The organism is Ignavibacteria bacterium, assembly GCA_015709655.1.
Lineage (GTDB): Bacteria > Bacteroidota > Ignavibacteria > Kapaibacteriales > Kapaibacteriaceae > OLB6.
This window is the reverse complement of sequence record CP054181.1, coordinates 2,506,644-2,531,811: the sequence shown is the minus strand read 5'-3', so window position 1 is coordinate 2,531,811 and position 25,168 is coordinate 2,506,644. Positions and strand designations below refer to the sequence as shown.

Sequence of the window (25,168 nt, the reverse complement as noted above, 5' to 3'; positions counted from 1 at the left end):
CGTTTTCATCAGTTATCCACAGGGTGGTTGTCCAAGCCCAGCCCAAGCCCCCTACCATTCCTTTTTTCTGTTTACGTATAGCATGGGGAAGACGGCTACAACCGTGGTATAGAAGGTAGTGGCAAAGCCAAAGGTGATCACGAACTGCCAGAAACTTACCTGCATGGGCTGCACGTAGAGCGTAAAGTAGAGCAGGTTATGGACCAGGCCGGCAGCAAAAACTATGAGCAGAAAGCGGTAGCTGCCAATGGTGGTGCGGCCCATACCCGGACGGTAGAAGTAGCCTGCCGCGAAACCGGCGGCAGTTTTTGCCAGTGCGTTCGACCCCAGCACGTCGGCACCGGCAGCGTCGTAGAGTAAGCCAATAGCAAAGCCGGCGATGGTGGCAGTGAACTGTCCTTCTTCAAGGGCAATCCACACCACAAGAATCATCAGCAGGTCCGGGGTCACGATGCCAAAGGCAACAAAGCCCAGAAAAACAACATGGATCACCGTCAGCACCAGGGCTACGGTGGCGTACAACAGACCGCGCATGGCAGGACTTGCCATTATGTTCCGTTGATGTGTTCCTGCCGTCACAGCCTCTCCTGCATCATACACCTACCTCGAACCTTCCTTGGAAACATGTTCAGTTATAATACTATCTTCAAGAAGTAACCTTTCTGAACTTGGCAACCTGTCAACCACAAACACCTGCTCCAGCGTTCCAAAGTTGACAGCAGGTTTAACCTGAATATTCAGGAAGAGCGAATTTGCTTCCTTCCCAACATGCTGGATGGTTCCGATAATGATATTGGGCGGAAAGAGGACGGAGTATGACGATGTAACCACCTCGTCGCCCTCCTTTACATCAAACGCCAGTGGCACATCACGCAACACCAGGTATTCATCCCCTTGCCACGTGAGCAAACCATCCACATTGCTGCGATACACCTTACTGCTGATTCTGGTATCGCGATTCAGCAGCAACTGGATCACGGCATAATGTTCCGACACACCAACAACATTCCCTACCAGTCCGGCATCGGTAATAACGGGCTGTCCCTCCTTAACACCTTCGGCCCTGCCGCGGTTGATGGTTGCGTAACTGCGCAGTTCAACGGTTGTTTTTCCTACCACATCAGCGGCAATCAGCTTATCATCGGTGTAGGCAGGCAGCTCCAGCATGTTTCGGAGTGACGTGTTTTCAACCATTGCCTGCCGGAACCGCGAGCTCTCGATACTGAGCTGCAAGTTTAACTCTCTCAGGGCTGTATTCTCGCTTTTCAGTGCAATCGGGTTGGGAACCCAGGCGAACATTGACTGAATCCATCCCATTGAGCCAACGATGACGGCGCGAAAGCCCCCAAGCTGTGAGAGCGATCCAATGCTCATCAGTGAAAAGCTCATCACCACCAGGGCTGTCAGGGTGATGTAGTTCTTATAACGAACAACAAAGTCGACAAACCGACGCATTAATGTCGCTTACTTTTTAACAGAGCCGATGAATACGAGGTTAAATCTTCGAGTACCTTACCAGTACCACGGACAACGGCCGTCAGTGGGTCTTCGGCAACCAATACCGGCAGATTTGTTTCGCGGCGCAAACGTTCATCGAAGCCCTTTAACAAGGCACCGCCACCGGTAAGAATAATTCCTCTGTCGTAGATATCGGCAGCCAGCTCGGGTGGTGTTCTGTCCAGCAAGTTCAGAACAGCTTCTACAATGACGGTAACATTCTCGTTAAGGGTTTCCCGAATTTCTTCACTGCTGACCACGATGCTTTTGGGAATACCACTGATCATGTCGCGACCTTTGACTTCAATCTCAAGCTCCTGTTGCAGCGGCCAGGCGCTTCCCACGTTTACCTTGATCAGCTCGGCAGTCCTGTCACCGATAAGCAAACTGTGGTGACGTTTAAACCAGTTCACCACGGCAGCCGTCAGCTCGTCGCCTGCAATTCTAATACTCTCGTCTTCAACAATACCAGACAGGGCGATGATGGCGATTTCGGTGGTACCACCTCCAATGTCAACAATCATGTTGCCCTTAGGCTCGTGAACATCCAGGTTTACGCCAATGGCTGCTGCCATTGGCTCTGCAATCAAGTGTACTTCCTTTGCGCCTGCATGTTCGGCACTATCGCGCACCGCCCGTTTTTCCACCTCGGTAATACCGCTTGGCACACAAATGACCATTTTCCGTGCAGGCTGCCAGTTGGCACTGGTTTTGCGGATGAAGGCGCGCAGCATGCCTTCGGCAATTTCGAAGTCGGTAATCACACCGTCTTTTAATGGACGAACGATACGGATATCGCGGTGAGTTTTCCCAACCATTTCCTGCGCCTCATGTCCGATCGCGATTATTTGCCTCGAGCTACGGTCAAACGATACGATTGAGGGTTCGTTAAGTACAATCCCCTTACCTTTTTGCCAGATAAGGGTGTTGGCCGTCCCGATGTCGATGCCAACGTCGTTAGAAAAAAAGCCGAAGAGAGCCATGCTGGTAATATAGTGTTCTTGACGTGTGTGCAGGACGTTCCTGACCATCAGAGATTCCTGCCTGCACAACAAAGTTAACATGACTCTGCGGTTTCGAACGAACTTTTCATGAAGAGCACAAAATCACATATTCGCCCCCTACTCTCGCTGGCACTGCCGGTAGCGGCTTCGCAGGTGAGCGATATGCTGGTGATGGTGTCTGACGCCATCATGGTAGGCCCTCTTGGGGCAGTACCGCTTGCCGGTGTTTCACTCGCAGGCGCTGTTTCGGCAATCGCAATGCTGTTTGCCGTTGGGTTCACCGTGGCAATCACACCGCTGGCCGGCGAGGCGTACGGACGCCGATCAATGGCCGACGTAGCATTATACGTCCGCATGGGCACCATCTCCAGCATTGCTATCACCATTATCCTCACGGGATTGTTGCTGGTATTCAGTACACGTCTGGATCTGCTTGGTGCTTCGGCCGACGTCACAGCCCAGGCAGTACCGTACTTCCGATGGATAATTGCCTCTGTGTTTTTCAGAATCGTTTTTGGCTGTTTTAAGCAGACCGCCGAGGCAATGGCAAATACACGCGTATCAATGATCATAAATGTTGCTACCAATGTCATCAACATTTTCCTTAACTGGGTGTTTATTTACGGAGAACTTGGGATGCCCGAAATGGGTGCCGAGGGTGCGGGGTTTGCAACCTTCCTTGCCAGAGGGCTTGCCGCCTTTGCCGCTATTGCACTGTTTATCACGATGCCGTTTTTTAAACAGTTGCGCAGTGCCGCACACCAGAAGGTGGGCTGGGCTACACAACGGAAGGCGCTTCTGGAGTGTTTGAGCAACGGATTAGGCATTGGCGTTCAGATCCTGGTTGAAGTTCTTGCGTTCACGTCCGGCGTGTTTATGCTCGGAAGGATAAGTGCTACTGCTGTGGCTGCTCATCAGATTGCCATGAACCTTGCATCAACAACATTTATGGTTGCCCTTGGCTTAGGCAGCGCAGCAACAATCAGGGTCAGCAATTTCCTTGGCAATTCGCGTCCGACCGACGCTCGTCTAACATCGGTCGTGGCTCTGGGACTTGTAACCGTGTATATGGCCTGTTCTGCCGTTGCCTATCTTCTGCTGCGCCATCAGCTGCCACATCTGTTTGTAAACGATGATGCTGTTATTGATCTTACGGCCAGATTACTGCTGTTCTGCGCAGTGTTTTCGGTGTTCGACGGACTTCAGGTGGTAAGCATGGGCATACTCCGTGGGTACAATGATATCCGGGTGCCCGCCATGATCGCCACGGTTGGATACCTTGTTATCTCAATTCCGGTGGGGTATGTGTGCACCTTTGTTCTCAACCTTGGAGCGCAAGGGATTTGGATCGGCTACGTAGTTGGACTGTTCCTTGCCAGTTTCGGCTACCTGCTCCGCCTCCGATCTGTCATGAACCGTCAACCACAAACCGCAGCAAGTGCTCACGTCCATGCGTAATACCAATGCGCGGCGTAGCCTGAATGTGCTGCTGATACGTGTCGGTATGAATATCGCGCTGTACTGAAAAACCCGCTGATCCAAGTACGGATACACAATTCTGCCGTCCGTCCAGCCGTAGGTGTCGGGTAAGCCGTCCGGGCCCGGATATCAGCCGCGTGGCCGCACCAGGCCCCGGTACCAGGTCAGCCAGTGTTGTGCCAACAATTCCTGCACGCAACAGAACTGCCGCACCAAGTCCGGCAGGCTCGGTGACAATATTGCAACACCAATGCAGACCATAAATCAGATACAGGTATAGAATGCCGCCGTCGTTAAACATCGGTGCGTTCCGCCTGGTTATTCCCCGCGAGGCATGGCAGGCCGCATCGTTGGCCGGTAGATATGCTTCGGTTTCAGTGAGGCGCACATGATAGCCCGGGACAGATAGGATGCATCCTATGAGCTGACGGGCAACGTATTCGGTGTTCTGAAGATAGAACTCCTTGGGAAGGGGCTCAGGCATACACAATGTTACCAAACGGCACCTCAGTACGATGTTTAATGGGGAGGAAGCAACATGGTACCGATGTGTCAGAACAGGTAACTAACGGACAATTCGTACAGTAACGGCAGGTGTACCGTTGCGAAATGCAACCAAGTAAACACCCGATGCTAAGCCTGCAGCCGAAAACCTGGATGAGTCTTCAGGAAATTCACCAACAACCGTCCCATGAATATCCACAATGTATGCTTCTTGATTTTCTCGGAGCATAATACTTTCTGTTGACGGATTGTACCATGCCCACTGTTTCGTCACAGGTTCACTGGCAACCTCCGATATTACACTGTTGGCTACAACCTGACAAATGAAATCGCCGGCTTCTGCATCGCTGAGTACCGTTACAGTGGCTGTAAAAGGTCCCACCTGGTTTCCCTGGTAGCACAGATCCGTTACCAACACGGAATCACTCGGCGGAAGCACATACGGGTTTGATGCAGATATTGATGATGTGATTGCAACATCGGGATCGGACGATGTAAAGCCGGTTATGGTTGCAGGTGCCGAACCGCGGTTCTCAATACTAAAACCACCATCCTTACAAATTCGCTGCTGCTGCAGAACCGTCCCTGCATCCCAGTCCTCAGTTTGAAGATCAGCGTACAGGCTCTGTCCGGACAGCGGAACAGTAAAACTTCCACAGTCGGTAGTTACCGAAAGAACTGCCCGCTCGGGGGTGCTTGAGGGGTCCGTCGGTGAAAATGCTATCTCAACCGTACGTGTCTGCCCCGGAGCAATCGTGGTTGGCAGCGGTAAACCACCTGATGCAACCGTAAACACTGCGCTTCCGGTAACTGCGATGTTTGTAACCGTCTGCACCTCGGACGAGGAATTCTTAAGGGTGACCAATGATGCAGACGACTTCCCTACCCGGGCCGTGGATTCAACACTCTGTGGCTGCCACAGGGGCATGGTCGGACCCATCGTGAGGAGCTGTACGGCTTGATTTCCACTATAGTCGGTAACGTAAACGTATGCCCATGCGGGCTTTGATTTGTCAGCCGGTTCAATCCGGAATACGAAACGGTGGTATGGCGTCTCACGGGGGAAATACTGGTCCGTAACCAATGTTAATTTTGTGTTTACGGATGACAGAGTGCCCTGAAGCGATACTGATGCAATACCACGTTCTACCTGATCCATTGGCAGAGGTGGAACGCGAGGCGGGTTCGGTGAATTCCGGTCATCTACTGCGGTAAATTCATAAACGCCGCAGCCAAGGTATTCATACGATAGAACGGGCGGGAGTGTATCAATCCCCGATGGGATATTCATAGCCACTGGTTCATTTTCACCCTCATGCGTGCTGGCACCAGCAAGTACAGAGCATCCCAGCATGATGCCACCGAGCAACATACACTTAAACATAAACTACCCTTTAGTAAAATTTTTGATGGTTGAGTAATGTTGAAGTACTTCACTCTACCAAACAACACTGCGGGGGAAAAGTTTCAATGTTTACGTACTACACGCTGATAAATATTGATAAGCAATCGGGCTACCTCGTCCCAGTCATTTAAAAGGAACGACGGGATTGTTTGCGATCCCCGAGGGGCAGAAAGCTGCCGAACAATTGCCGCCCGTAGCTCGCCAATGCTGGTAGGCTTAGCATAGTCAACAGTGTCGCCGTACAGCGTCCGCTGCGTTGGAATATCACTGACTACAACATTTGCCCCCGCGGCTGCGGCTTCGATCGTTACCATGCCATGCGCTTCAACAACGCTGGCAAGCACGTGAACCTTGGCTGCAGCAAAGGCGCTGGCCAGGAAGGGGTCAGTATGCGGTGTTGTTCTGAACCAGTGAATGGAATTGTTGGCCTTTACTTCGCGTTCAAATGCATCAAAAAACTCCTTTTGTTTACCGTAATATTCAACGCCCGGATTTCCAATAAATACAAGTTCAGCGCCCAAGCCCCTTACAGCCTCTATCACTCGCAGCTGATTTTTCCGTGGTTCGATAGTGCCCACACACAGTACAATATTGTCTGACATGATGCCGGTACGCCGTCTGAACTCGTCTGCTGTTGTCGTAAAAAACTGCGGACTCACTGCATTCGGAACCATGTGAATCACGTCGGCCGGCAACCCAATAAACTGTTGTAGCAGTTCAACTTCCACCGGTGAGATTGCAACGACCGCGGAGCTTTTCTGAAGAAGTTCACGCCTGACGCTCATGGTTGACTTTGTTCGTAGGAGCGGAATGGCCCAGGCAACTTTATACAACCACAGTGGATGGATGGGGGTAAACATTGCCGTGGTTACAACCGGAATGCCGAGTCCGTATAACTTGCTGACAATGTGGGCCACGCCAAGCTCACTTCCAAACACATGAGCCACGTTAGCCGTAAGTTTGGGATTCCAGTAATCAAGCTTTTCAACGTAAACTCCGGCTTTTTCAAGTGACTCGGCAACTCTGTCCTGAGTAACCTCCATTCCCCCGCTCGCCATTGAATAGGGTGCCTGGGGGACCATGAGAATTCGAAGTGGTTGTTCCATTACTAACAAATTTAGTTTTGTACAATGAACATAGGTACCATAACCGTAAATCAAGGTGTTTTGCTGGCCCCAATGGAAGATGTTACCGACCTGCCGTTTAGGTTGATCTGCAAACGCTTTGGTGCCGACATCGTTTATACCGAGTTCATATCCAGCGATGGTCTTATCCGTGATGCGCGCCGCTCCCTTGAAAAACTACAGCTGGCTGCCGAGGAACGCCCGGTGGCAATTCAGATTTTTGGTGGCGAAGTTGACGTTATGACATCGGCCGCACGAAAGGCCGAGGAATTCGAACCGGATTTTATCGATATCAACTACGGCTGCTGGGTTAAAAATGTTGTTGCCAGGAACGCCGGTGCCGCCTTACTAAAAGACCCGCAGCAAATGGAAATGCTAACACGCGAGATCGTAAAAAGCGTTAATATGCCGGTAACGGTCAAAACCCGCCTCGGATGGTCGAAAGACAGCATTGTCATCCTTGACGTTGCCCGACGCCTGCAGGATGCGGGTGCGGCTGCGCTAACCGTTCACTGCAGAACGCGCGATATGGGGCACACCGGTGAGGCTGACTGGAGCTGGATACCCCGGATCAAGGAAGTGCTGTCGATCCCCGTTATTCTTAACGGCGATGTTAAAACCGCCGATGATGTAGTCCGGGCATTTGCCGAGACCAACGCTGATGCCGTCATGATTGGACGGGCCGCCATTGGTAATCCGTTCGTGTTTGCCGAGGCCAGGCAAGCTTTGCTGGGTACGCCCGCACCCGAGAGCACGGTACAAGCGCGAATTCAGGTATGCCTGGAACACTTGTCGCTGGAGCTGCTGCACAAGCCTGAACGACGTGCCATTCACGAATTCCGGAAACATTACAGCGGCTACCTTAAAGGTCTGCCCTTTAACGCACAGGTTCGCCAGGATGTTGTCAGGATGGAATCTTACTCCGAAATCTCGGAACGACTGCACCGGTATGCTGAAGATTCGGAGAATGTACGTTGTGACTAATCTGGAAAGTTCGGCCGCCAGCGTTATCCGCGATAATAAACTTATCAACAGCACCATCGTGGTTGCAGTCAGTGGCGGACTGGATAGCATCACGTTGCTGCACGTTCTCCTGTCGCTACGCACGACGCTTTCGCTGACGTTGATTGTAGCCCACGTAAACCATGGTCTGCGAGGCCCGGAATCAGATGCCGATGAACAGTTCGTTAGAAACATAGCCCACGCCCATGGCCTTCCGATATATTCAACAACACTCAACGTCCTGCTTCAGGCACAGCAGACCGGTTCCGGTATTGAAGCGGCTGCACGTAAACTTCGTTATGATTATTTGATACACGTTGCCCGCCAAACCGGTGCCCGTGCAGTGGCAGTTGCTCATCACGCTAACGATGCCGCTGAATCGTTCCTGCTGCACCTTGCCCGCGGGAGCGGAATTCATGGACTGGCATCACACGCACCGGTCAGAGACCTGACTAACCATGTACTCCTTGTTCGTCCGCTCCACGGAGTACTTAAAACAGAGATTCAGCAGTATGCCATTAGCAACACCCTGCAGTGGCGAACCGATTCGTCCAATACCAACCGACAGTTCCTGCGCAATGAGATTCGTCACACCCTAATTCCTGCTCTTACCAGCGTGTTTGGATCAGATATCTGCACCCGCATCTCACGATCGGCAGGGCTCCTGCGCGAAGCAAACGAAATTGTACAACGAACAACACATGATCTTGTCAGCAAAATAGTTGTTGATGACAACACCTACCGCATCCCAATAGTAATGACCGAGGCGTTGGGACAGGCGCAAACCCATGAAGTATTCAGGGCAGTGATTGCAACTCTCACGGGTAATTTGCCCGGGTATTCAACCATACAGCGGGTGTGGGGCCTGGTTGCGGCAGAACCCGGACACAGTGTTGAAATTTCAGACATGCATACGGTTTGGCGCGACCGGGACCACCTCACATTTTCTAAGAATATTCAGCACCATGAAACGGTGGTAACGATAACTGCCGACGGCGAATATGTTCTTGGAAAGAGAACGCTGCTGGTAGAGACAAAAAACCATTGCAAGGTTACCATTACCCCAAACCCGAATATTGCGTATGTTAATAGCAACGCAATCGTATTCCCCTTGGTTTGGCGCACCTGGAAACATGGCGACCGTATGGTTCCGTTCGCAAAGAACACGTCGGTACTCGTATCGGACTTACTTACGAATGCACATGTACCCAGCTCGCAGAAACCGTACGTCCACGTCATTGCAGACGCTGAAGGCCTGCTCTGGATATGCGGAGTACGTCCGGCCGAACGAACGCGAGTACACCCTACCGATCAATCCATAACTATTTTTACATACCTATGATCCGTCAGGAAACAGACCGTATCAGAGTTGTTGACAAAACATTTAAGCCCCTTATCCCCCCCGAGGAGGTACAACGAATAGTTCAACGCATTGCAGCCACGATCAATCAGACCTTCCAGGGTAAGGAAGTAAGCCTGTTGGTCATTCTGAAAGGGGCTATGCCGTTTGCGGTTGACCTTATGCGGCACCTATCCCTGATGGTTCAGGTTGAAACATTACGGGCCAGCAGCTACCACAACAACCTGACCTCTACAGGTATTGTTACCGTAGAAGACAGTCTCCCCGACATGCGTGGCAAACACATCATCATCGTTGAAGATATTGTTGACTCCGGGAATACCATCCGTGAGCTCATTAAGCGGCTCTCGAGTCAGGAACCGGCAAGTATCTCGATCGCCGCCTTCCTTAGCAAGCCTGCCGTACACGCCAACGATATATCGATTGACTTTGTTGGCAAGGAAATCGGAAGGGACTTTGTGGTGGGGTATGGTTTGGATTATGCCGGGTACGGACGTCAGCTCCCTGGAGTGTGGACGCTTGCCGATGACAATGCCCCCCCCAATACATGAACAACCGAGTAGATACGTCGTATAGCACCGTATTTTGAATCTGACTAACTTCGCTTTCTTATTCTTACGACTGAATTATGCCCCCAACGCAACGCCCTAACGACGACGAGAACAGTGAACTTACCTTAAGCCGTGTTTTACGCAACGTACTGATTTGGGTTGCAATCCTGGTAAGCCTTATCGTTGTTGGCCTTATGATGACCGGCACTCAGCATAATGAGTGGCCGTTAACGTACAATGAGTACCTGAATACCGTCAAGAGTGGTAACGTAAAGTTTGCCCGAATCACGAAGTCTCAACTCAACGACTTTGACTTCCACGCCGAGCTCGAGAAGCCAATAACCATTGAACGTGACGGAAAGGCAATCCCAAACGTAAAAGCTATACGCACCAAACTTGGTGTCGTGGATTCGCAGACAGAAAGTTTCTGGCGGGAAAATGGTATTAACTGGACGTACGAGAGTGCCGATGCCCCCTGGTGGATGTCGGTAATCCAGTTCCTGCCGTGGATTATTCTTCTCGGTGCCTTCCTGTTTATTTCGCGACGTGTTCAGGTTGGGGGCAATGGAACCAAGGGCATATTCTCGTTTGGAAAAAGCAGAGCCCGGATGTTGTCAGAAGGACAGACAAAGGTTAATTTCCAAGATGTAGCCGGTGCTGAAGAAGCAAAGGAAGAACTGAAAGAAATAATTGACTTCCTGAGAGATCCCACAAAATTTACCCGTCTTGGCGGTAAAATTCCGCGCGGCGTACTGCTGCTAGGCCCTCCCGGAACCGGCAAAACTCTCCTTGCCCGCGCCGTTGCCGGTGAAGCAGGCGTACCCTTTTTTAGCATCAGCGGTGCCGACTTTGTTGAGATGTTTGTAGGCGTTGGAGCCAGTCGTGTTCGGGACCTGTTTGAACAAGCCAAGAAACATTCGCCCTGTATTGTTTTTATCGACGAAATTGATGCCGTTGGACGTCAGCGGGGTGCAGGGCTGGGAGGGGGCCATGACGAACGTGAACAAACACTGAATCAGCTCCTGGTTGAAATGGACGGCTTTGAACAGAACAGTGGTGTAATCATCATTGCTGCCACCAACCGTCCGGATGTACTTGACCCTGCCCTGCTCCGTCCGGGAAGATTCGACCGGCAAGTTGTTGTGGACAGGCCTGATGTTAACGGTCGGAAAGGAATCCTTACGGTCCACGTGCGCAAACTCCCGGTTGCCAAGGATGTGGATCTGGAAGTCATCGCCAAGGGTACCCCCGGTATGAGCGGTGCCGATCTAGCCAACCTGGTAAACGAAGCTGCCCTGCTCGCTGCACGAAGAAACAGCCAGGAAGTAACCATGTGGGATTTTGAAAACGCTAAGGACAAGGTGCTGATGGGCGTGGAGCGCAAGAGCATGGTGATGAGCGAAAAGGAAAAAGAAACCACAGCCTACCATGAAATTGGCCATGCCCTGGCAGGCAAACTCATGCCACACAGTGACTCGGTTCACAAGGTTACCATTATCCCACGCGGCCGGGCCCTGGGGGTAACCAGTTACCTGCCGAACGAAGAAATGCATACCATGAGTCTTGACCAGCTTACGTCCCGTCTGGTAGTTCTGCTTGCCGGACGCGCTGCCGAGAAGGTGGTATTTGGCCAACTGAATACCGGCGCATCAAATGATCTGGAACGGGCCACAGCGATCGCCCGCAAGATGGTGTGCGAGTTTGGTATGAGCGAGGTTGTTGGCCCGGTACGCTATGCTGCCCAGCACGATGAGGTGTTCCTCGGACGTGAGATTTCTCAGCCCAGGGATCATAGCGAAGAGACGGCCCGCACAATTGATGCCGAGATCCGGCGGATTATTATCGATGCCGAACACCAAGCTGAAGAACTAATGCGTAACAACCTGGAACTGCTTCATACACTGTCGAAAGCACTCATCGAGCGCGAAGTCCTGGATACCGACGAACTTGACGTCCTGATTTCCGGAGGCGAACTCCCGCCAATGATAAAGGATGTTGACGCACTGCGCCAAAAAATCCATTCCAGCGCTCAAAAGAAACCCAATACCCCACCGGAGCCTGGTACACAGGGGCTAGCGTTGAATCCGTCATAGTTTATTGTATCTTTGAATAAATTACTTCGGATTTCTTCACACTCCAAGGCACAATAATGCGCCGAATCAACATACTCCGTGTACTTGCTGTCCTGATTGCCGTTATATCAGCTCCGCTGTTCATTAATGGCTGTGACTTGCTTGCCGATGCAACAACCATTAATGTCCCAATTACGGTAACCATCAACCCGGCATCGGACAAGCCGTCGCTTCCCAATGTCAGCGAAGATTGTGTGGACCTGAGTACCAACCAGGACTATATCGACAATAAGGATAAGTTTAAGGGCGCCACGATAAAATCAATCGCAGGTATCATCACCAACCTCAACAACCCGGTATTTACTGCGGGTACCCTTGCCGAACAGAAACTCTCCTTCATCAAGGTGCATCTTGTCTTTGATCCGATTTATCAGGATAACAAGGTGTACGAGATAGCCTCTGTCTCCAATGTGGCGCTACGCGATGTTCTGGCGTCCGAAGGTGCCGCACCAATGAATATTGCTGTAACTCCTGACGCCAATTCCGCAGCCCGCCTAATTCTGGAACGCCCCAAATTCTGTTTCCGAATTTCATACGGTACAATGAATACGGGTCCGGTTACCGCCGATTTCATTAAAAGCAAGTTTGATATCATCATCAACTTCGAGGCTGACGGGACAAAGGCAATCTAACAGATTGTACAGTGCTCAGATTCTCATTTCAACGATCATAAAATGAAGGAAGGGTACGATAGCGTACCCTTTTTTCTTTATGCACCAAACTGTCACGAAACCATCTGTACTTGTTTGTATTCAACAATTAGGATGTTAGACAATTCGCTACTCAGAATGGCGCTAACCGATATTTCTTTCGTTTAACCCTCTGCTGACAGTACCGTCTGACTGCTGTAATTCCGTTCGGGTGCAGCAATCATGAGCATACTCATTGTAACCATTACGCCGGTACCGCCTGAGATGTGGCTGCAGGCAGCGTTCCGGGTAGATACCGATATTAACAGGATTACCCATTGGGTTAACGGTTTCGGGCTTGATACAGTGACGGTTTAGAAGCAATTACCTGTCTCCAAGTGAGCAGGGTCGATTATTCTGACCATTCTTATCGTTGAGACAGATGTCTCAACTTAAGACTGGTCAGATTTATTTACCCCACTCCACTCCCACCACCAGAACTATATCACCATTTTTGCTCATCAGACACCAATGCTTCTATGAATGTCTCCAGCGGGAGAACCGATCTGCATCATTATCAAGTTCACGAGTACCCAGCGTAACGATTCTTCCTTCGTCCTGCGTTCCTATACGTGACCTTTCAATCTCGTCATCAAATACTCCAGACTCTCTTCGTTTTTCACTCACTCAATATGATTACAATTATACTGGGCACCATACTGTATCAGCCAATAAACAGCAATCAGAGCCCCTTTCAATAATATATTCACGATATCGGTCAACCTGATATGATTAAGGGACATAATTAACCAGGATCATGCCCACAAGCCTCTCCTTGATAAAATACATTACTACATGATATCCGTAGCTGTTTTCTGCAATTGGTTTATTGTGATGCTGGGCATCCATATCAGCATGAAAGCTCCCGGCAAAGTCCCATTCAAGTTGCTCACCTTCATGTACTATTGCTGACGAATCAGGTGCACCATAAACCCCGACTGCCTTCTGCTTAGTATCACCCAGCCTGAGCTTCTTATCTGTAGCAAAGTAGGACGAATGAATCCTATCTGCCTGCTCAATAAAGCCGCCAATGTCATGCAATTTCTGAGATTCCGATACTAATTCACCTTTCGCATCATGCAGTTCAATTTTCGCAACAAGGTCCGCCGGAATCCCGTTATTGTAAAAGTGATATGTAACCATCCGGTGAAAGTCAGTGTACAGCTCAAAGACTAGGGTTTGTTGAATTGAGTCGTTGGTAAACCACACCTTGTCAAAGGACAGCGTCTGTCCGCTCATCATCTTCAGTGAACTCTTGCGTTCGACTTGCCCGGCAAGCATTGAGTCTGTAACTGGATAGCCGTCCACCGTTATCTTCCGGACAATCCCTACCCTATCAAGGTCCAAACCTAAATTTACTTGTTCATCCTGAAACAGTACAGTGACATACCCTATTTCTTTAGGTTCACTACTACCCGCCAAAGCATCCCCTGGATTACCGCTTACTATCAGTCCGAACAGTACGCTTTGGACAAGAGCTGCAGATTTTATCATGTTGGTCTACCCATCGTTGGTTTGTACGGAACGTGTTAACTGTAGCCGGTGCGCTGTCCCGTGCCTGTGCTGGAAAGCACAGAGCCGTAGGGGGCGTAGGTGGTGTGGTAAGAAGAAACAACCATGATGTAAAATAAGACATAATTGTGCTGGTTGTGAATGATGTGGGCGAATATTCATTCGCCCCTACCGCACATTTGTGTGGTACGTGCTTGAATGTGCGCGCGTCACATTTCACACGCTATGCTTCACCTACCCAGAAAAAACTGGCGGGCGGATGTCACATTGAATCCCCCGGGTGGGGATAGGGGTGGTGTAGGGGGCTGGGGCATGGGGTACGTGTGGTTACGTCCAAGATGTAGTAATGGTGAGTGAATTGCCGTAACACCATGCCAAAGCCCCCTGCATAAGTCTTAACGGATGTCGACCCGAATACCAACATCCTTTGTTGATGCTAGTGGTCCGGGAGTATACAGAAATTATAATATCGCTGCCATGCTTAGTATGAGTATTCAATCTTTTGAAGTCTTAGAACCCCAACACGATGAAACGGCTTTTTCATCCACATAACTGTATCTTGATATTTCATCGATGTGTCGGCTGTTCTCTTATACACAGGGAACTCATAGTCTATTAGAACTTCTTCCGTATATGTTTTTAATATCATGATATTATTATCTTGACTTACGCCCATAGCACTATGTTCGCCCGAAGTAGATTGTTCAAGTACAAACCATTCCTCAAAATAATTTTCTTGATCCTCTCCATGGTAATCAATTGCTATTTCATACCAATTAAGATCGTGCTGTACTGTTGGAAAGAAAGTGCTATTCCATGCCCCTTGTACAGTAGCATATGCATCTGTTGCCATGCATGCAACAGTATCGCCTTGATCAATCATCTTTGGATCAAAAATAAATTGTGGCTTGTACCTTGCCACAAGCAAATTTAAAGCCTCTGCTTCAGAAATATTATAGATAAAAACAGGATCGTTTCTTAGGATAAAGCGTAGTGGATTAAATCCAAGAACACCAAACAAACAATATCCGCCAAAGAGAACCGAAACGATCACCAATGCGATAGTTGTGTACTTGCAGAATGTTGACTTAGATTCAGACATTGCCGTTTGTTAATTAATGAGCACTTATGATTTGGAACGACTCCTCCTTCACGTCAGAACTGTCACCTGACTTGGTGTCTCCTTGAGCTTTCTTCTTCGGATTCAACGTATCAACTGTAACACCGGCTTTATGAAGACTATTTAATATCTGATTTATTCGAATGAGTGGAATATTGGTCCTCCGATTTCCACCCCAGTATCCTGCCGCTTCTAATGTTCCTGATACCACATCTATACATGAGTGCGTGAATATATCGTAGTCTTTAGACTTATCAGTTTCACTTTGAGCACCTGAGCGAAACTTTTCATCTGTAAGCTTATCTGCTGCAATTCTATATGCAATGTCGTATCGTTCTAACTGTTTCTCCTTGCGTCCTTTATCCACGAATTCAGATAAAGTGGTAAATGACAGCGGGGGATCTACCTTCGCCGGACCATGAAGAGGATTCCATCCTTTTGAACCGTCAAGTGAAAAATAATCCCATCCAGTATTATCATTACCAATTAGTACTGCTACATGTCCAAGACTATGAGCCCCTTCTTTATCAACAAGTATTATCAAATCAAGACCACTAGCATCAGTTGATGTAAGTGGCATATTAAGGCAATAATGATACGGATTTGCATAGGCTCTTTTTTCCCACAACACATCCACACTCATAAACCGTCCGTACTCCGGTTCGTAGAGGCGCACGCCGTAGTTGCCGAGGCCAGTTTCGTTGTCGGCTTCACGTCCAATGTAGCCGGTGCGTTGTCCTGTGCCGGTGCTGGAGAGAACCGAGCCAAAGGGGGCGTAGGTGGTGTGGCAAGAAGAAACAACCATGATGTAAAATAAGACATAATTTGGCTGGTTGTGAATGATGTGGGCGAATATTCATTCGCCCCTACTACACATTTGTGTGTTACACGCTTGAATGTGCATGCGTCACATTTCACACGCTACAAATCACCTACCCAGAAAAAACTGGCGGGTGGATGTCACATTGAATCCCCCGGGTGGGGATAGGGGTGGAAGGGGGCTGGGGCATGGGGTATTGGCAGAGTTTTTACCTTGGTGACTCATCATCATTCGTTCTGTTGCGCGCTGTCGTCACTTATTTTAAAATCAATGCAGCTAATCATTGAAACACTTTGTATGGAAGATTTATTGGTTGCACATACTAATGAGCCCCTTACCATTTTGATTGAATGAGCAATTAGGAGTCCTTCTATGGTTAATTGGATGGGTAGAAAGCCGTGCACTTAAATGTTTCTAGTACCTGGATTCAAAGACCTGGCAATTTCGTTATAACAGTAAATCCACCAACTGGATACTTACAATTTGTAATACAGGTGACGACCGTGAAGTACAGATCGTATTTGAAAACGTTCTTATTATATGGGGCAAGGAGGTCAAAGAATGAAACTTCATCATCGTATGGACAGTCCGCAGCTCTTTGCAGGTATTCTCTTGTGAGTGGTCCTCTATATCCAGGTGCGGTGACATCATAGAAACTCCATTTCCTGATAGCAGCATGAACACTATCTGCGCATTGCTTCCAAATTGAATCTGGGCGCACGACGCGCGATATCTCATTCAAGGCTTGAAGTTTATATTCTTTGATCTTTCCTGAAAAGTACACGGTAAGTCTGACTGCAAACACCATATCTTCGTACCACAATTGCTCGTTCACTTTAAATAGTTCCATGGGTATGTTAACAGGTTCAAATGTCTTGAAATCCGCAGTATCTACAAAGACCTCGGTACAGCCAGCATTTAGTACCACAAAAAACTTAGCATAGCAATACTGCGAGCAGAGTGCTATTATAACTGTTAAAGTAAGAAGCTTTGACACATTTACTTGATAGTTATACATTCGTTGCCGCTTCATTTGCTAGCACCCTCCTTTATCTCTGTTCCATAATCCTGAATTTTAACTTGCAGGACTGCCTTCTCTACAGCTGTGAGATGTAATAGACCGGCTTTATACTCCTTGCTAAGCAATGAGTATAGAAGTTTGTGGTCAGAATTGAGTTCATTTCTGATCTCGGAAGTGTAGATCGTTGATACTGCATGAAATAGTTCGTCTATCAAGACCAGTGTTGCTCCTGTTTCTTCACCGTCCATCGAGGTGTTAAACAAATCTTTCTCAAAGACAATATCGGCTAGCATGTCGCACGGCTGTACAGAACTTACTGTTATAGCATTTGAATACCAGCGAACATTAAATTCATATTGTAGGTTAGTTAATTGCGATATGTCGGAGAATACAGCACCTGTCCCTGGATTCTCTAAAAGGTAAAAATGAATCGTTGACTCATTGCCAAGTGCGGCTTCCAATACTCGATTAATGGTTGGAGAGCCGATTGCCCGTGCCCTATCCAATAGTATACCCAAGTGCGAAACCTGCTCATCACTTAAATTCTTAGGAAAGATCTCCCGCCCATTATTGTCAACCATAAACGTTGGCTGATTCAACCCATACTGATACGCCTGCCACCCTTCATACTCCCCCCACAACACATCCACACTCATAAACCTGCCGTATTCCGGTTCGTAGAGGCGCACACCGTAGTTGCCAAGGCCTGTTTCGTTGTCGGCTTCGCGGCCGATGTAGCCGGTGCGCTGTCCCGTGCCGGTAGTTGTTAGCACCGAGCCAAAGGGGGCGTAGGTGGTGTGTTGGAGGATTGCTCCTTGGTCGTTGACGGTGATGCGAGGTGACCCCAAGTGGTCGGCGATAACGTATTCCTTTGTCCCGTTGGGCCTAAGTATTACGCGGGTGTTCGCCGGACCATAGCTGTTGTACTCCACAGGCCACATCCACACAGACGGCTGACCGCAGAACGCGCCTTCGATTCCGTTATACGTAGCCAGTTGCTTGGTGTCTGCACCAAGCAAGGTGTACGTCCATGCAAGTCCGTCACGCACTACATTACCCGAGGTAATCTCTTGCCGCTTCTGCTCTCTCTCTTGCATCGGGTTAAACCTGTAACGCCATACATCGGCAGGCATGGTTGTAGCATCCGGCTCGCAGCCTGGTCCGCCGCCTTCGGCAACAGCATCGGTACGCACAGTAAACTGCTCAAGCAATTTGAATGCATTCCACGCATACTCTTCGATTCGCTGGAATCCCAAGCCCCCTTCCACCCCATCGCGCTTGCGATAGACCATGGCGCCGTCGGGGTCGTAGGAGATGAGAAACGGAGCGAAGATGTGGTGGCGTGCAACCATGACCTAATTTAATACATAATTGTGTTGGTTGTTATCGAGCGTTGGGCATGATTATGCATTCGCGCGTCACATTTCACAAGCTACACATCACCTACCCGGAAAAAACTGGCGGATGGATGTCACATTGAATCCCCCGGGTGGGGATAGGGGTGGTGTAGGGGGCTGGGGCGTGGGGTACGTGTGGTTACGTCCAAGATGTAGTAATGGTGAGTGAATTGCCGTAACACCATGCCAAAGCCCCCTGCATAAGTCTTAACGGATGTCGACCCGAATACTAACATTCTTTGTTGATGCTATGTGGTCCGGGAGTGTACAGAAGGTAGAACAACGTTGCCATGCTTAGTATGAGTATTCAATCTTTTGAAGCCTTAGAACTCCAACACGGTGATATAGTTCTTTACGCCAAATACAAGTGTCCTTATAGTTTGTGAAGTTTCCAACTGTATTCTTATATACAGTGCACTCATAATTTTTAAGAACTGTGACAATACCGCTGTGTAGTTCGTCAACACCACCTCTCATAGTAGTAAAATCACCTGCATCGTCGGGTTCACGTACGAACCACTTGGTTTGATTACCTTTTGCATCACTCTCATACATTTTAACAGTCAAATTAAACACACCTGTATGACGCTCTACTGATGCGAAGAAGGCACTGTTCCATGTTGCTTGCATCGTAATAAATGCGTCGGTTGCTACACATGCAACGGTATCTGCTCTTACTACGGCTATAGAATCGAAAACGAACTGTGGCCTATACCGTGCCACAATTAGGTTTAGACTCTCTGCCTCGTGAATACCTGATAAAAAAACAGGGTTGTTCTTTACTACAATGTGTGTCGGATTAAAACGAAGGACACCGAACAAACAATATCCGGATAGTAATACAGAGACCACCACCAATGTAATCGATGTGTACTTGCGGACCTTTGAATTGGATTCAGACATAGCCGTTTGGCAATTAATGAGCAGTTATGATTTGGAACGGCTCCTCCTTCACGTCAGAACTGTCACCTGATTTGGTGTCTCCTTGAGCCTTCTTTTTAGGATCCAACCGGCTAACTTTAACATCGGCTTTATTAAGACTACGTAATATCTGATATATTCGAATGTGTGGAATATCAGTACTCCGATCTCCACCCCAATATCCTGCGGCTTCAAGTGCTCCTGACACCACATCAATGCATGAGTGTGTGAATATGTCGTAGTCCTTCGACTTGTCTGTTTCAAATTGAGCACCTGCGAGGAACTGCTTGTCTGTTAAAGCATCCTCTGCAATCTGATATGCAATGTCGTATCGCCTTAGCGCTTTCTTGTTTCGTGCCATATGAGCTTTATCTACAAATTCAGATAGCGTAGAAAAAGAACGGGAATCTACATTCGATGGACCATACAATTTATTCCAGCTCAATGAGCCGTCAAGCGAAAAGTATTTCCATCCAGTATCATCATTACCAATTAGCACTGCCACGTGCCCCAGATTTTGTGCCCCTTCCTTATCAACAAGTATTAACATGTCCAGACCGCTTGCATCAGTTGATACGAGTGGCGAGTTAAGGCAATAATGATACGGATTAGCGTAGGCTCTTTTTTCCCACAACACATCCACACTCATAAACCTGCCGTATTCCGGTTCGTAGAGGCGCACGCCGTAGTTGCCGAGGCCAGTTTCGTTGTCGGCTTCACGTCCAATGTAGCCGGTGCGTTGCCCCGTGCCGGTAGTTGTTAGCACCGAGGCAAAGGGGGCGTAGGTGGTGTGGTAAGAAGAAACAACCATGATGTAAAATAAGACATAATTTGGCTGGTTGTGAATGATGTGGGCGAATATTCATTCGCCCCTGCCACACATCTGTGTGTTACGTGCATGAATGTGCGCGCGTCACATTTCACACGCTATGCTTCACCTACCCAGAAAAAACTGGCGGGGGGATGTCACATTGAATCCCCCGGGTGGGGATAGGGGTGGAAGGGGGCTGGGGCATGGGGTATTGGCAGAGTTTTTACCTTGGTGACTCATCATCATTCGTTCTGTTGCGCGCTGTCGTCACTTATTTTGAAATCAATACAGCTAATCATTGAAACACTTTGCGTAAAAGATCGCTGTGTTGCCCACACTCACAAGCCCCCTTCCATTATCATTGAATGGAGATTCAAGCGTACAAATAAAGCTTTACTTGAGGTATAGAAACCCGTAATCTCTTTGTAGATGAATAGAATTCTAACCGAAACACTTTCTGCAGAGAGATTGGCTCTAATCAGGAATCAACACCATTGAAGGGCCAGGTAATATCGGATATCCGTGAGAGATAGTTTTCATGTCGTGGTTAGACAAATCATAGATGACGAAGTACATTTCAGCCACACTGTCCCCTTGGGACTCCATTTGTAACCTTTGTACTGTAATGTCGAGTGCAACATAGCCGTTGACAGCATTACTTACTCCCTCTATGTGCTGAACTACAATTTCGTCTTCAGTTCTCGCAATTGCGGAAGTACTAAGACGAACGTTAAGAGTATCTAGCTGGTAATCTGTCCGCACGATTATCGCCTGCTCATGGACTAGATTACCCACATAGGTAGTCTGATTGTGAAGTTGTCGGTGTACTTCTTTCTGTTTACTGCGCGTAAAACTGTTGTACATTGAATCCAGTACGATGCTATCAGTGGCCGAAGCGATAATGCTGCAGTAATATGGAAGGTATTCAACGTCGATGTCGGTAGCTACAAGACTATCAACAAGTACCGAATCAACTACCATGGCGTAGTTCTCGCCATGTGGACCATGATCACGCATTGGTATTATAAGTGCATCTGTCCCATAAAGGCATGGGCTACGAGTGTTGTGCTGCTTGATAGGAATCGTGATAAATCTTCCAGTGTTCTGTATTATATCGTCGTTAGTAATAAACTTTATCCTTAGGCCTTTTGACTTGCTACTTGTAAGTGCATATAATCCGGATCTAGCGGGTTTAACACTATAAACATACTCATCGTCTGCGTCCAGAACATTGTAATCATTATAGACATTACTTCGTAAATTCAAAAACGCGACTCGGTAATTCTTCATAAATGCCAAGCCTGCAAGACCGGTAAATGCATAGCTTCCCCCAACTACAGAGAAGCAACAGAGTAGAAGAACGAATATCTTTATACAATACTTTGTCATGGATAGTACACGTTAAAGAAATAACTATTTCTAATAACTGTCCGACCAGATAGGGTATTGTCGCGAAATGGATCCATATGCATTTCTAGGCCTTGATATCTTTCTCTAACCCAATTTATACCGGTATAATCAGGATGTGCTACCACTTGATTCTTATATGCTTCATTCTCTAGCTCAATTGAATTATTATAAGTTTTCCATTTACCATCAATGAACGCAAATCCCAAACTGCCATCTTCAAACTGCTCTGCATGTACCAACTCATGTGTTCCTTCTCTTGAGTAGGTAGAGCCTTTGGATCCGTCAATGTCTATAAACACCACTTGCCCGTCTGAGGATAATGTACCGACTCTCTCGATGTTAAGTTGTTCTGAGTTTGATACTGAAACGTTCCGCACTCGGTAGGTAATGTCGCTTAAATTCAGCTTGTCATACCGACGTCTATAATCAACGTTAACAAAATTGCCATCTGTGTTAATCGCCGAATATATCATTGCATGCTCTGCTTGAAATTCCGGATTTTCAAACTCAACAATCAGATCACTCGGATCTTTTGAACTACAAGGATCGCTTAGTGCATACTGATACGGCTGCCACCCTTCATACTCCCCCCACAACACATCCACACTCATAAACCGTCCGTACTCCGGTTCGTAGAGGCGTACACCGTAGTTGCCCAGGCCTGTTTCGTTGTCGGCTTCACGGCCGATGTAGCTGGTGCGTTGGCCTGTGCCTGTGGTTGTTAGCACCGAGCCAAAGGGGGCGTAGGTGGTGCGTTGGAGGATTGCTCCTTGGTCGTTGACGGTGATGCGTGGTGACCCCAAGTGGTCGGCGATAACGTATTCCTTTGTCCCGTTGGGCCTGAGTATTACGCGGGTGTTCGCCGGATCGTAGCTGTTGTACTCCACGGGCCACATCCACACAGACGGCTGACCGCAGAATGCACCTTCGATTCCGTTGTACGTAGCTAATTGCTTGGTGTCTGCGCCAAGCAACGTGTACGTCCATGCAAGTCCGTCACGCACTACATTACCCGAGGTAATCTCTTGTCGCTTCTGCTCTCTCTCTTGCATCGGGTTAAACCTGTAACGCCATACATCAGCAGGCATGGTTGTAGCATCCGGCTCGCAGCCTGGTCCGCCGCCTTCGGCAACAGCATCGGTACGCACAGTAAACTGCTCAAGCAGGTTGAATGCATTCCACGCATACTCTTCGATTCGCTGGAATGCCAAGCCCCCTTCCACCCCATCGCGCTTGCGATAGACCATGGCGCCGTCGGGGTCGTAGGAGATGAGAAACGGAGCGAAGATGTGGTGACCAAGCATAACCCAATCTAAGGCAGGAATTGACTCGTTGTTATCGAGTGTTGAGGGATCAATGTTGTGCATGAATTCACATGTGCGCCTCACACTGTGCATACGCGCGTCACATTTCACACAACTCACAGCACTTACCCAGAAAAAACTGGCGGGCGGATGTCACATTGAATCCCCCCGGGTGGGGATAGGGGTGGTGTAGGGGGCTGGGGAGTGGGGGGCATGGATTTGCTTTAGTTAGATGCCCAACAATTCAGCGGCATATGCACAACCTATTCTTTACGTGTTGAGCGAAGCGTATCGCTGTACTCAATATTTATAAGAAATCTATCGCGCAATGTGCCACTGTATTTGTATTTACCTGCAACTAGGAGGACTCCATCGTCTGTACATCGGACAACATTGTAATGGTATTCTTTCCCCTTTTGGTAAACGTAGGTCGAATCTTGCATCATGCCTTTTGCTATCAGCCCGCTAACGATCTCGTTCACGGTTGGGTCACGAAGAGTTACGTTCAGCTTTGCACTTTCAAATGCTACTGTATCTACACTAACATTGGGGCGGCCGGTTTCTCTAAAGTCTTCACCAACTCTAACCCCTCTTGATTCGTAGTGTTCAATCACCTGCTGGCTCGTTGCTGCATAATCGGTTGAGTCATAGCAATCTACTGTAGTGAATGTGTTTATACTTTCTGTCGCATACGCATTAAGTGTATGGCATTTGTTCGTTGAAAGAAATCTCAGTGACGGCATTTCGAAAATCCACGCCGGCACTGGTCTTTGCTCGCTGATAAATAATCCCAGCATTCTAACGCGTGCTACATGCAGCAACTGACTGCGCATGGAGTCTATACCCGGAAGAATAAGGTCTAGGTCGATAAGCGTTAATGGTCGGTGTAAGGCCGATAGAACTGCGTTTGCTCCTGACTGTGTTTCTCCGGTCAATACCAATGACTCAAGTCCAGTTTGGCGTGATAACAATTCTATCAGTTCGCATGTCGGCTGCCGATCTCCAAGTGTAATGATTAGATCAGCATACTGGTAATTGAGCGCAATGTGTAAGTCGTTGTTTGAGGCGTTTTTTGTTGCATCATATTGATATCCATGCCCATGTGGTCCAACATACTCGTATTTGGGTTTTTCTTGTCCATATAGCCAAAAAGCATCTATTAGGGATAGAAAAAACCAAAATGTCCAAGTACGAACGTTCATTTGGTACCTTCTGCAATGGTTTTTAGGACTTTGAATGTGGTGCTGAATTGGCTGCCGAATTGATTGTAGAAGGTGACAATATTCAAATTCAAATTCACTGGATACAACACAATACCTGATGCGTCCACAGCACCCTCTATGTCTGTATCTGACGGAACGCCACTCGCCTGTATACTGCTCTGCATACCCGAGTAGAGGTCTCCGAAATTCGGGTGCGAGTGAACTTTAAGTGCAGCAGATACTCCATGAAGTTCTAACAACCTAGATGATTCTGACAGAGTCATTTCTGCGCGGCCTGTCTCAGAGTATCTACCTCCAGGTGGTGATGGGTAGAACACTCCATCGGTGCCAACAATGCCTCCGTGTTCTCTATCGTTTTGTATTGGATTTGTCGCCTGATAAATAACATGCCTTTCAATCGCATTCAGAGTTTCCATAGACGGTACTAACAATGCCATTTGGCTCTCGATGAGATAATTGTAGTCTAGTTCAGCCTTGCCTAGGGCAGCATAAAACTCGCGACTGGAGATGTATCTCTTGTCATCATTAACGCCGTCAGTCCCTACTTTCTTTCCATCTTGGTCAAAGAAGTCTGCAAACCCAGAGCCATCTTTACGTACAATTGGGCTGGCGTGTGAGTAATGGTAAGGATTCCAATCTCCCATTGCCCCCCACAACACATCCACACTCATAAACCTACCGTACTCCGGTTCGTAGAGGCGCACGCCGTAGTTGCCGAGGCCTGTTTCGTTGTCGGCTTCACGGCCAATGTAGCCGGTGCGTTGGCCTGTGCCGGTAGTTGTTAGCACCGAGCCGAAGGGGGCGTAGGTGGTGTGTTGGAGGGAGATGGACATTTCCAAACTTATCACATTGTTCTGTGGTGTTGAAGAAATACATCTTCAT

Annotated in this window: 24 protein-coding genes; 6 read left to right on the top strand and 18 right to left on the bottom strand. The window is 48.4% G+C overall.

Annotated features, from left to right (window positions below; translation table 11 throughout):
* Positions 1–51 precede the first annotated feature (51 nt).
* The 3 genes from mreD to HRU79_10190 are packed head-to-tail and all read right to left on the bottom strand — an operon-like array spanning position 52 to position 2,480.
* Positions 52–549: a rod shape-determining protein MreD gene (gene mreD, locus HRU79_10200; protein QOJ26994.1), complete on the bottom strand. Its 498-nt coding sequence runs from the start codon at positions 547–549 to the stop codon at positions 52–54.
* A gap of 51 nt (positions 550–600) precedes the next feature.
* On the bottom strand, positions 601–1,455 hold the full coding sequence (gene mreC / locus HRU79_10195) for a rod shape-determining protein MreC (protein QOJ26993.1): 855 nt from the start codon (positions 1,453–1,455) through the stop codon (positions 601–603).
* On the bottom strand, positions 1,455–2,480 hold the full coding sequence (locus HRU79_10190; GenBank protein ID QOJ26992.1) for a rod shape-determining protein: 1,026 nt from the start codon (positions 2,478–2,480) through the stop codon (positions 1,455–1,457). The genes mreC and HRU79_10190 overlap by 1 nt, the downstream gene beginning before the upstream one ends.
* Positions 2,481–2,588: 108 nt before the next feature.
* Here HRU79_10190 and HRU79_10185 point away from each other — a divergent pair, with 108 nt between their 5' ends.
* Positions 2,589–3,959, top strand: a complete 1,371-nt coding sequence (locus HRU79_10185) for an MATE family efflux transporter (GenBank protein QOJ26991.1) — start codon at positions 2,589–2,591, stop codon at positions 3,957–3,959.
* On the opposite strand, the gene HRU79_10180 is transcribed toward HRU79_10185, so the two are convergent.
* The 3 genes from HRU79_10180 to HRU79_10170 all read right to left on the bottom strand — a co-directional run bounded on the left by HRU79_10180 (position 3,910) and on the right by HRU79_10170 (position 6,995).
* Positions 3,910–4,479 (bottom strand): DNA-3-methyladenine glycosylase, encoded by a 570-nt coding sequence (locus HRU79_10180; protein ID QOJ26990.1) that lies wholly within the window; start codon positions 4,477–4,479, stop codon positions 3,910–3,912. The two genes, HRU79_10185 and HRU79_10180, sit on opposite strands and share 50 nt — an antisense overlap.
* A 66-nt stretch (positions 4,480–4,545) precedes the next feature.
* Entirely contained in the window at positions 4,546–5,868 is a 1,323-nt protein-coding gene (locus HRU79_10175) for a hypothetical protein (GenBank protein ID QOJ26989.1), read from the bottom strand.
* A gap of 83 nt (positions 5,869–5,951) precedes the next feature.
* A complete protein-coding gene (locus HRU79_10170) occupies positions 5,952–6,995 on the bottom strand; it encodes a glycosyltransferase (protein QOJ26988.1) in 1,044 nt (347 codons plus the stop codon).
* Between the two features lie 24 nt (positions 6,996–7,019).
* Here HRU79_10170 and dusB point away from each other — a divergent pair, with 24 nt between their 5' ends.
* The 5 genes from dusB (at position 7,020) to HRU79_10145 (ending at position 12,690) form a co-directional block, all read left to right on the top strand.
* On the top strand, positions 7,020–7,997 hold the full coding sequence (dusB, locus tag HRU79_10165; protein QOJ26987.1) for a tRNA dihydrouridine synthase DusB: 978 nt from the start codon (positions 7,020–7,022) through the stop codon (positions 7,995–7,997).
* On the top strand, positions 7,963–9,357 hold the full coding sequence (gene tilS, locus HRU79_10160; GenBank protein QOJ26986.1) for a tRNA lysidine(34) synthetase TilS: 1,395 nt from the start codon (positions 7,963–7,965) through the stop codon (positions 9,355–9,357). Before dusB ends, tilS begins: the two co-directional genes overlap by 35 nt.
* A complete protein-coding gene (hpt, locus tag HRU79_10155) occupies positions 9,354–9,926 on the top strand; it encodes a hypoxanthine phosphoribosyltransferase (GenBank protein ID QOJ26985.1) in 573 nt (190 codons plus the stop codon). The genes tilS and hpt overlap by 4 nt, the downstream gene beginning before the upstream one ends.
* 77 nt (positions 9,927–10,003) lie before the next feature.
* Entirely contained in the window at positions 10,004–12,019 is a 2,016-nt protein-coding gene (locus HRU79_10150) for an ATP-dependent zinc metalloprotease FtsH (GenBank protein ID QOJ26984.1), read from the top strand.
* A 56-nt stretch (positions 12,020–12,075) separates the two neighbouring features.
* On the top strand, positions 12,076–12,690 hold the full coding sequence (locus HRU79_10145; protein QOJ26983.1) for a hypothetical protein: 615 nt from the start codon (positions 12,076–12,078) through the stop codon (positions 12,688–12,690).
* Between the two features lie 534 nt (positions 12,691–13,224).
* On the opposite strand, the gene HRU79_10140 is transcribed toward HRU79_10145, so the two are convergent.
* From HRU79_10140 to HRU79_10085, 12 genes are all read right to left on the bottom strand, one after another.
* Positions 13,225–13,374, bottom strand: a complete 150-nt coding sequence (locus HRU79_10140; protein QOJ26982.1) for a hypothetical protein — start codon at positions 13,372–13,374, stop codon at positions 13,225–13,227.
* 105 nt (positions 13,375–13,479) lie between these two features.
* Positions 13,480–14,241 carry a hypothetical protein gene (locus HRU79_10135; GenBank protein QOJ26981.1) on the bottom strand — a complete coding sequence of 254 codons (762 nt, stop codon included), beginning with the start codon at positions 14,239–14,241 and terminating at the stop codon, positions 13,480–13,482.
* 499 nt (positions 14,242–14,740) lie between these two features.
* The gene (locus HRU79_10130) at positions 14,741–15,361 is read right to left on the bottom strand and encodes a hypothetical protein (GenBank protein QOJ26980.1); all 621 of its coding nucleotides are present in this window, start codon (positions 15,359–15,361) and stop codon (positions 14,741–14,743) included.
* Positions 15,362–15,374: 13 nt separating this feature from the next.
* The gene (locus tag HRU79_10125; GenBank protein QOJ26979.1) at positions 15,375–16,184 is read right to left on the bottom strand and encodes an RHS repeat-associated core domain-containing protein; all 810 of its coding nucleotides are present in this window, start codon (positions 16,182–16,184) and stop codon (positions 15,375–15,377) included.
* A gap of 442 nt (positions 16,185–16,626) precedes the next feature.
* A complete protein-coding gene (locus tag HRU79_10120) occupies positions 16,627–17,232 on the bottom strand; it encodes a hypothetical protein (protein ID QOJ26978.1) in 606 nt (201 codons plus the stop codon).
* Positions 17,229–18,572, bottom strand: coding sequence for a hypothetical protein (locus HRU79_10115; protein ID QOJ26977.1), 1,344 nt, complete (start codon positions 18,570–18,572; stop codon positions 17,229–17,231). The genes HRU79_10120 and HRU79_10115 overlap by 4 nt, the downstream gene beginning before the upstream one ends.
* A 339-nt stretch (positions 18,573–18,911) precedes the next feature.
* On the bottom strand, positions 18,912–19,520 hold the full coding sequence (locus tag HRU79_10110) for a hypothetical protein (GenBank protein ID QOJ26976.1): 609 nt from the start codon (positions 19,518–19,520) through the stop codon (positions 18,912–18,914).
* A 13-nt stretch (positions 19,521–19,533) separates the two neighbouring features.
* Complete coding sequence (locus tag HRU79_10105) at positions 19,534–20,349, bottom strand: hypothetical protein (protein ID QOJ26975.1); 816 nt, start codon at positions 20,347–20,349, stop codon at positions 19,534–19,536.
* Between the two features lie 474 nt (positions 20,350–20,823).
* Positions 20,824–21,366, bottom strand: coding sequence for a hypothetical protein (locus HRU79_10100; GenBank protein QOJ26974.1), 543 nt, complete (start codon positions 21,364–21,366; stop codon positions 20,824–20,826).
* Positions 21,367–21,734: 368 nt separating this feature from the next.
* Positions 21,735–23,126 (bottom strand): hypothetical protein, encoded by a 1,392-nt coding sequence (locus HRU79_10095; protein QOJ26973.1) that lies wholly within the window; start codon positions 23,124–23,126, stop codon positions 21,735–21,737.
* Between the two features lie 200 nt (positions 23,127–23,326).
* Entirely contained in the window at positions 23,327–24,265 is a 939-nt protein-coding gene (locus HRU79_10090) for a hypothetical protein (protein ID QOJ26972.1), read from the bottom strand.
* Complete coding sequence (locus HRU79_10085; GenBank protein ID QOJ26971.1) at positions 24,262–25,119, bottom strand: hypothetical protein; 858 nt, start codon at positions 25,117–25,119, stop codon at positions 24,262–24,264. The genes HRU79_10090 and HRU79_10085 overlap by 4 nt, the downstream gene beginning before the upstream one ends.
* Between the last annotated feature and the right edge of the window lie 49 nt (positions 25,120–25,168).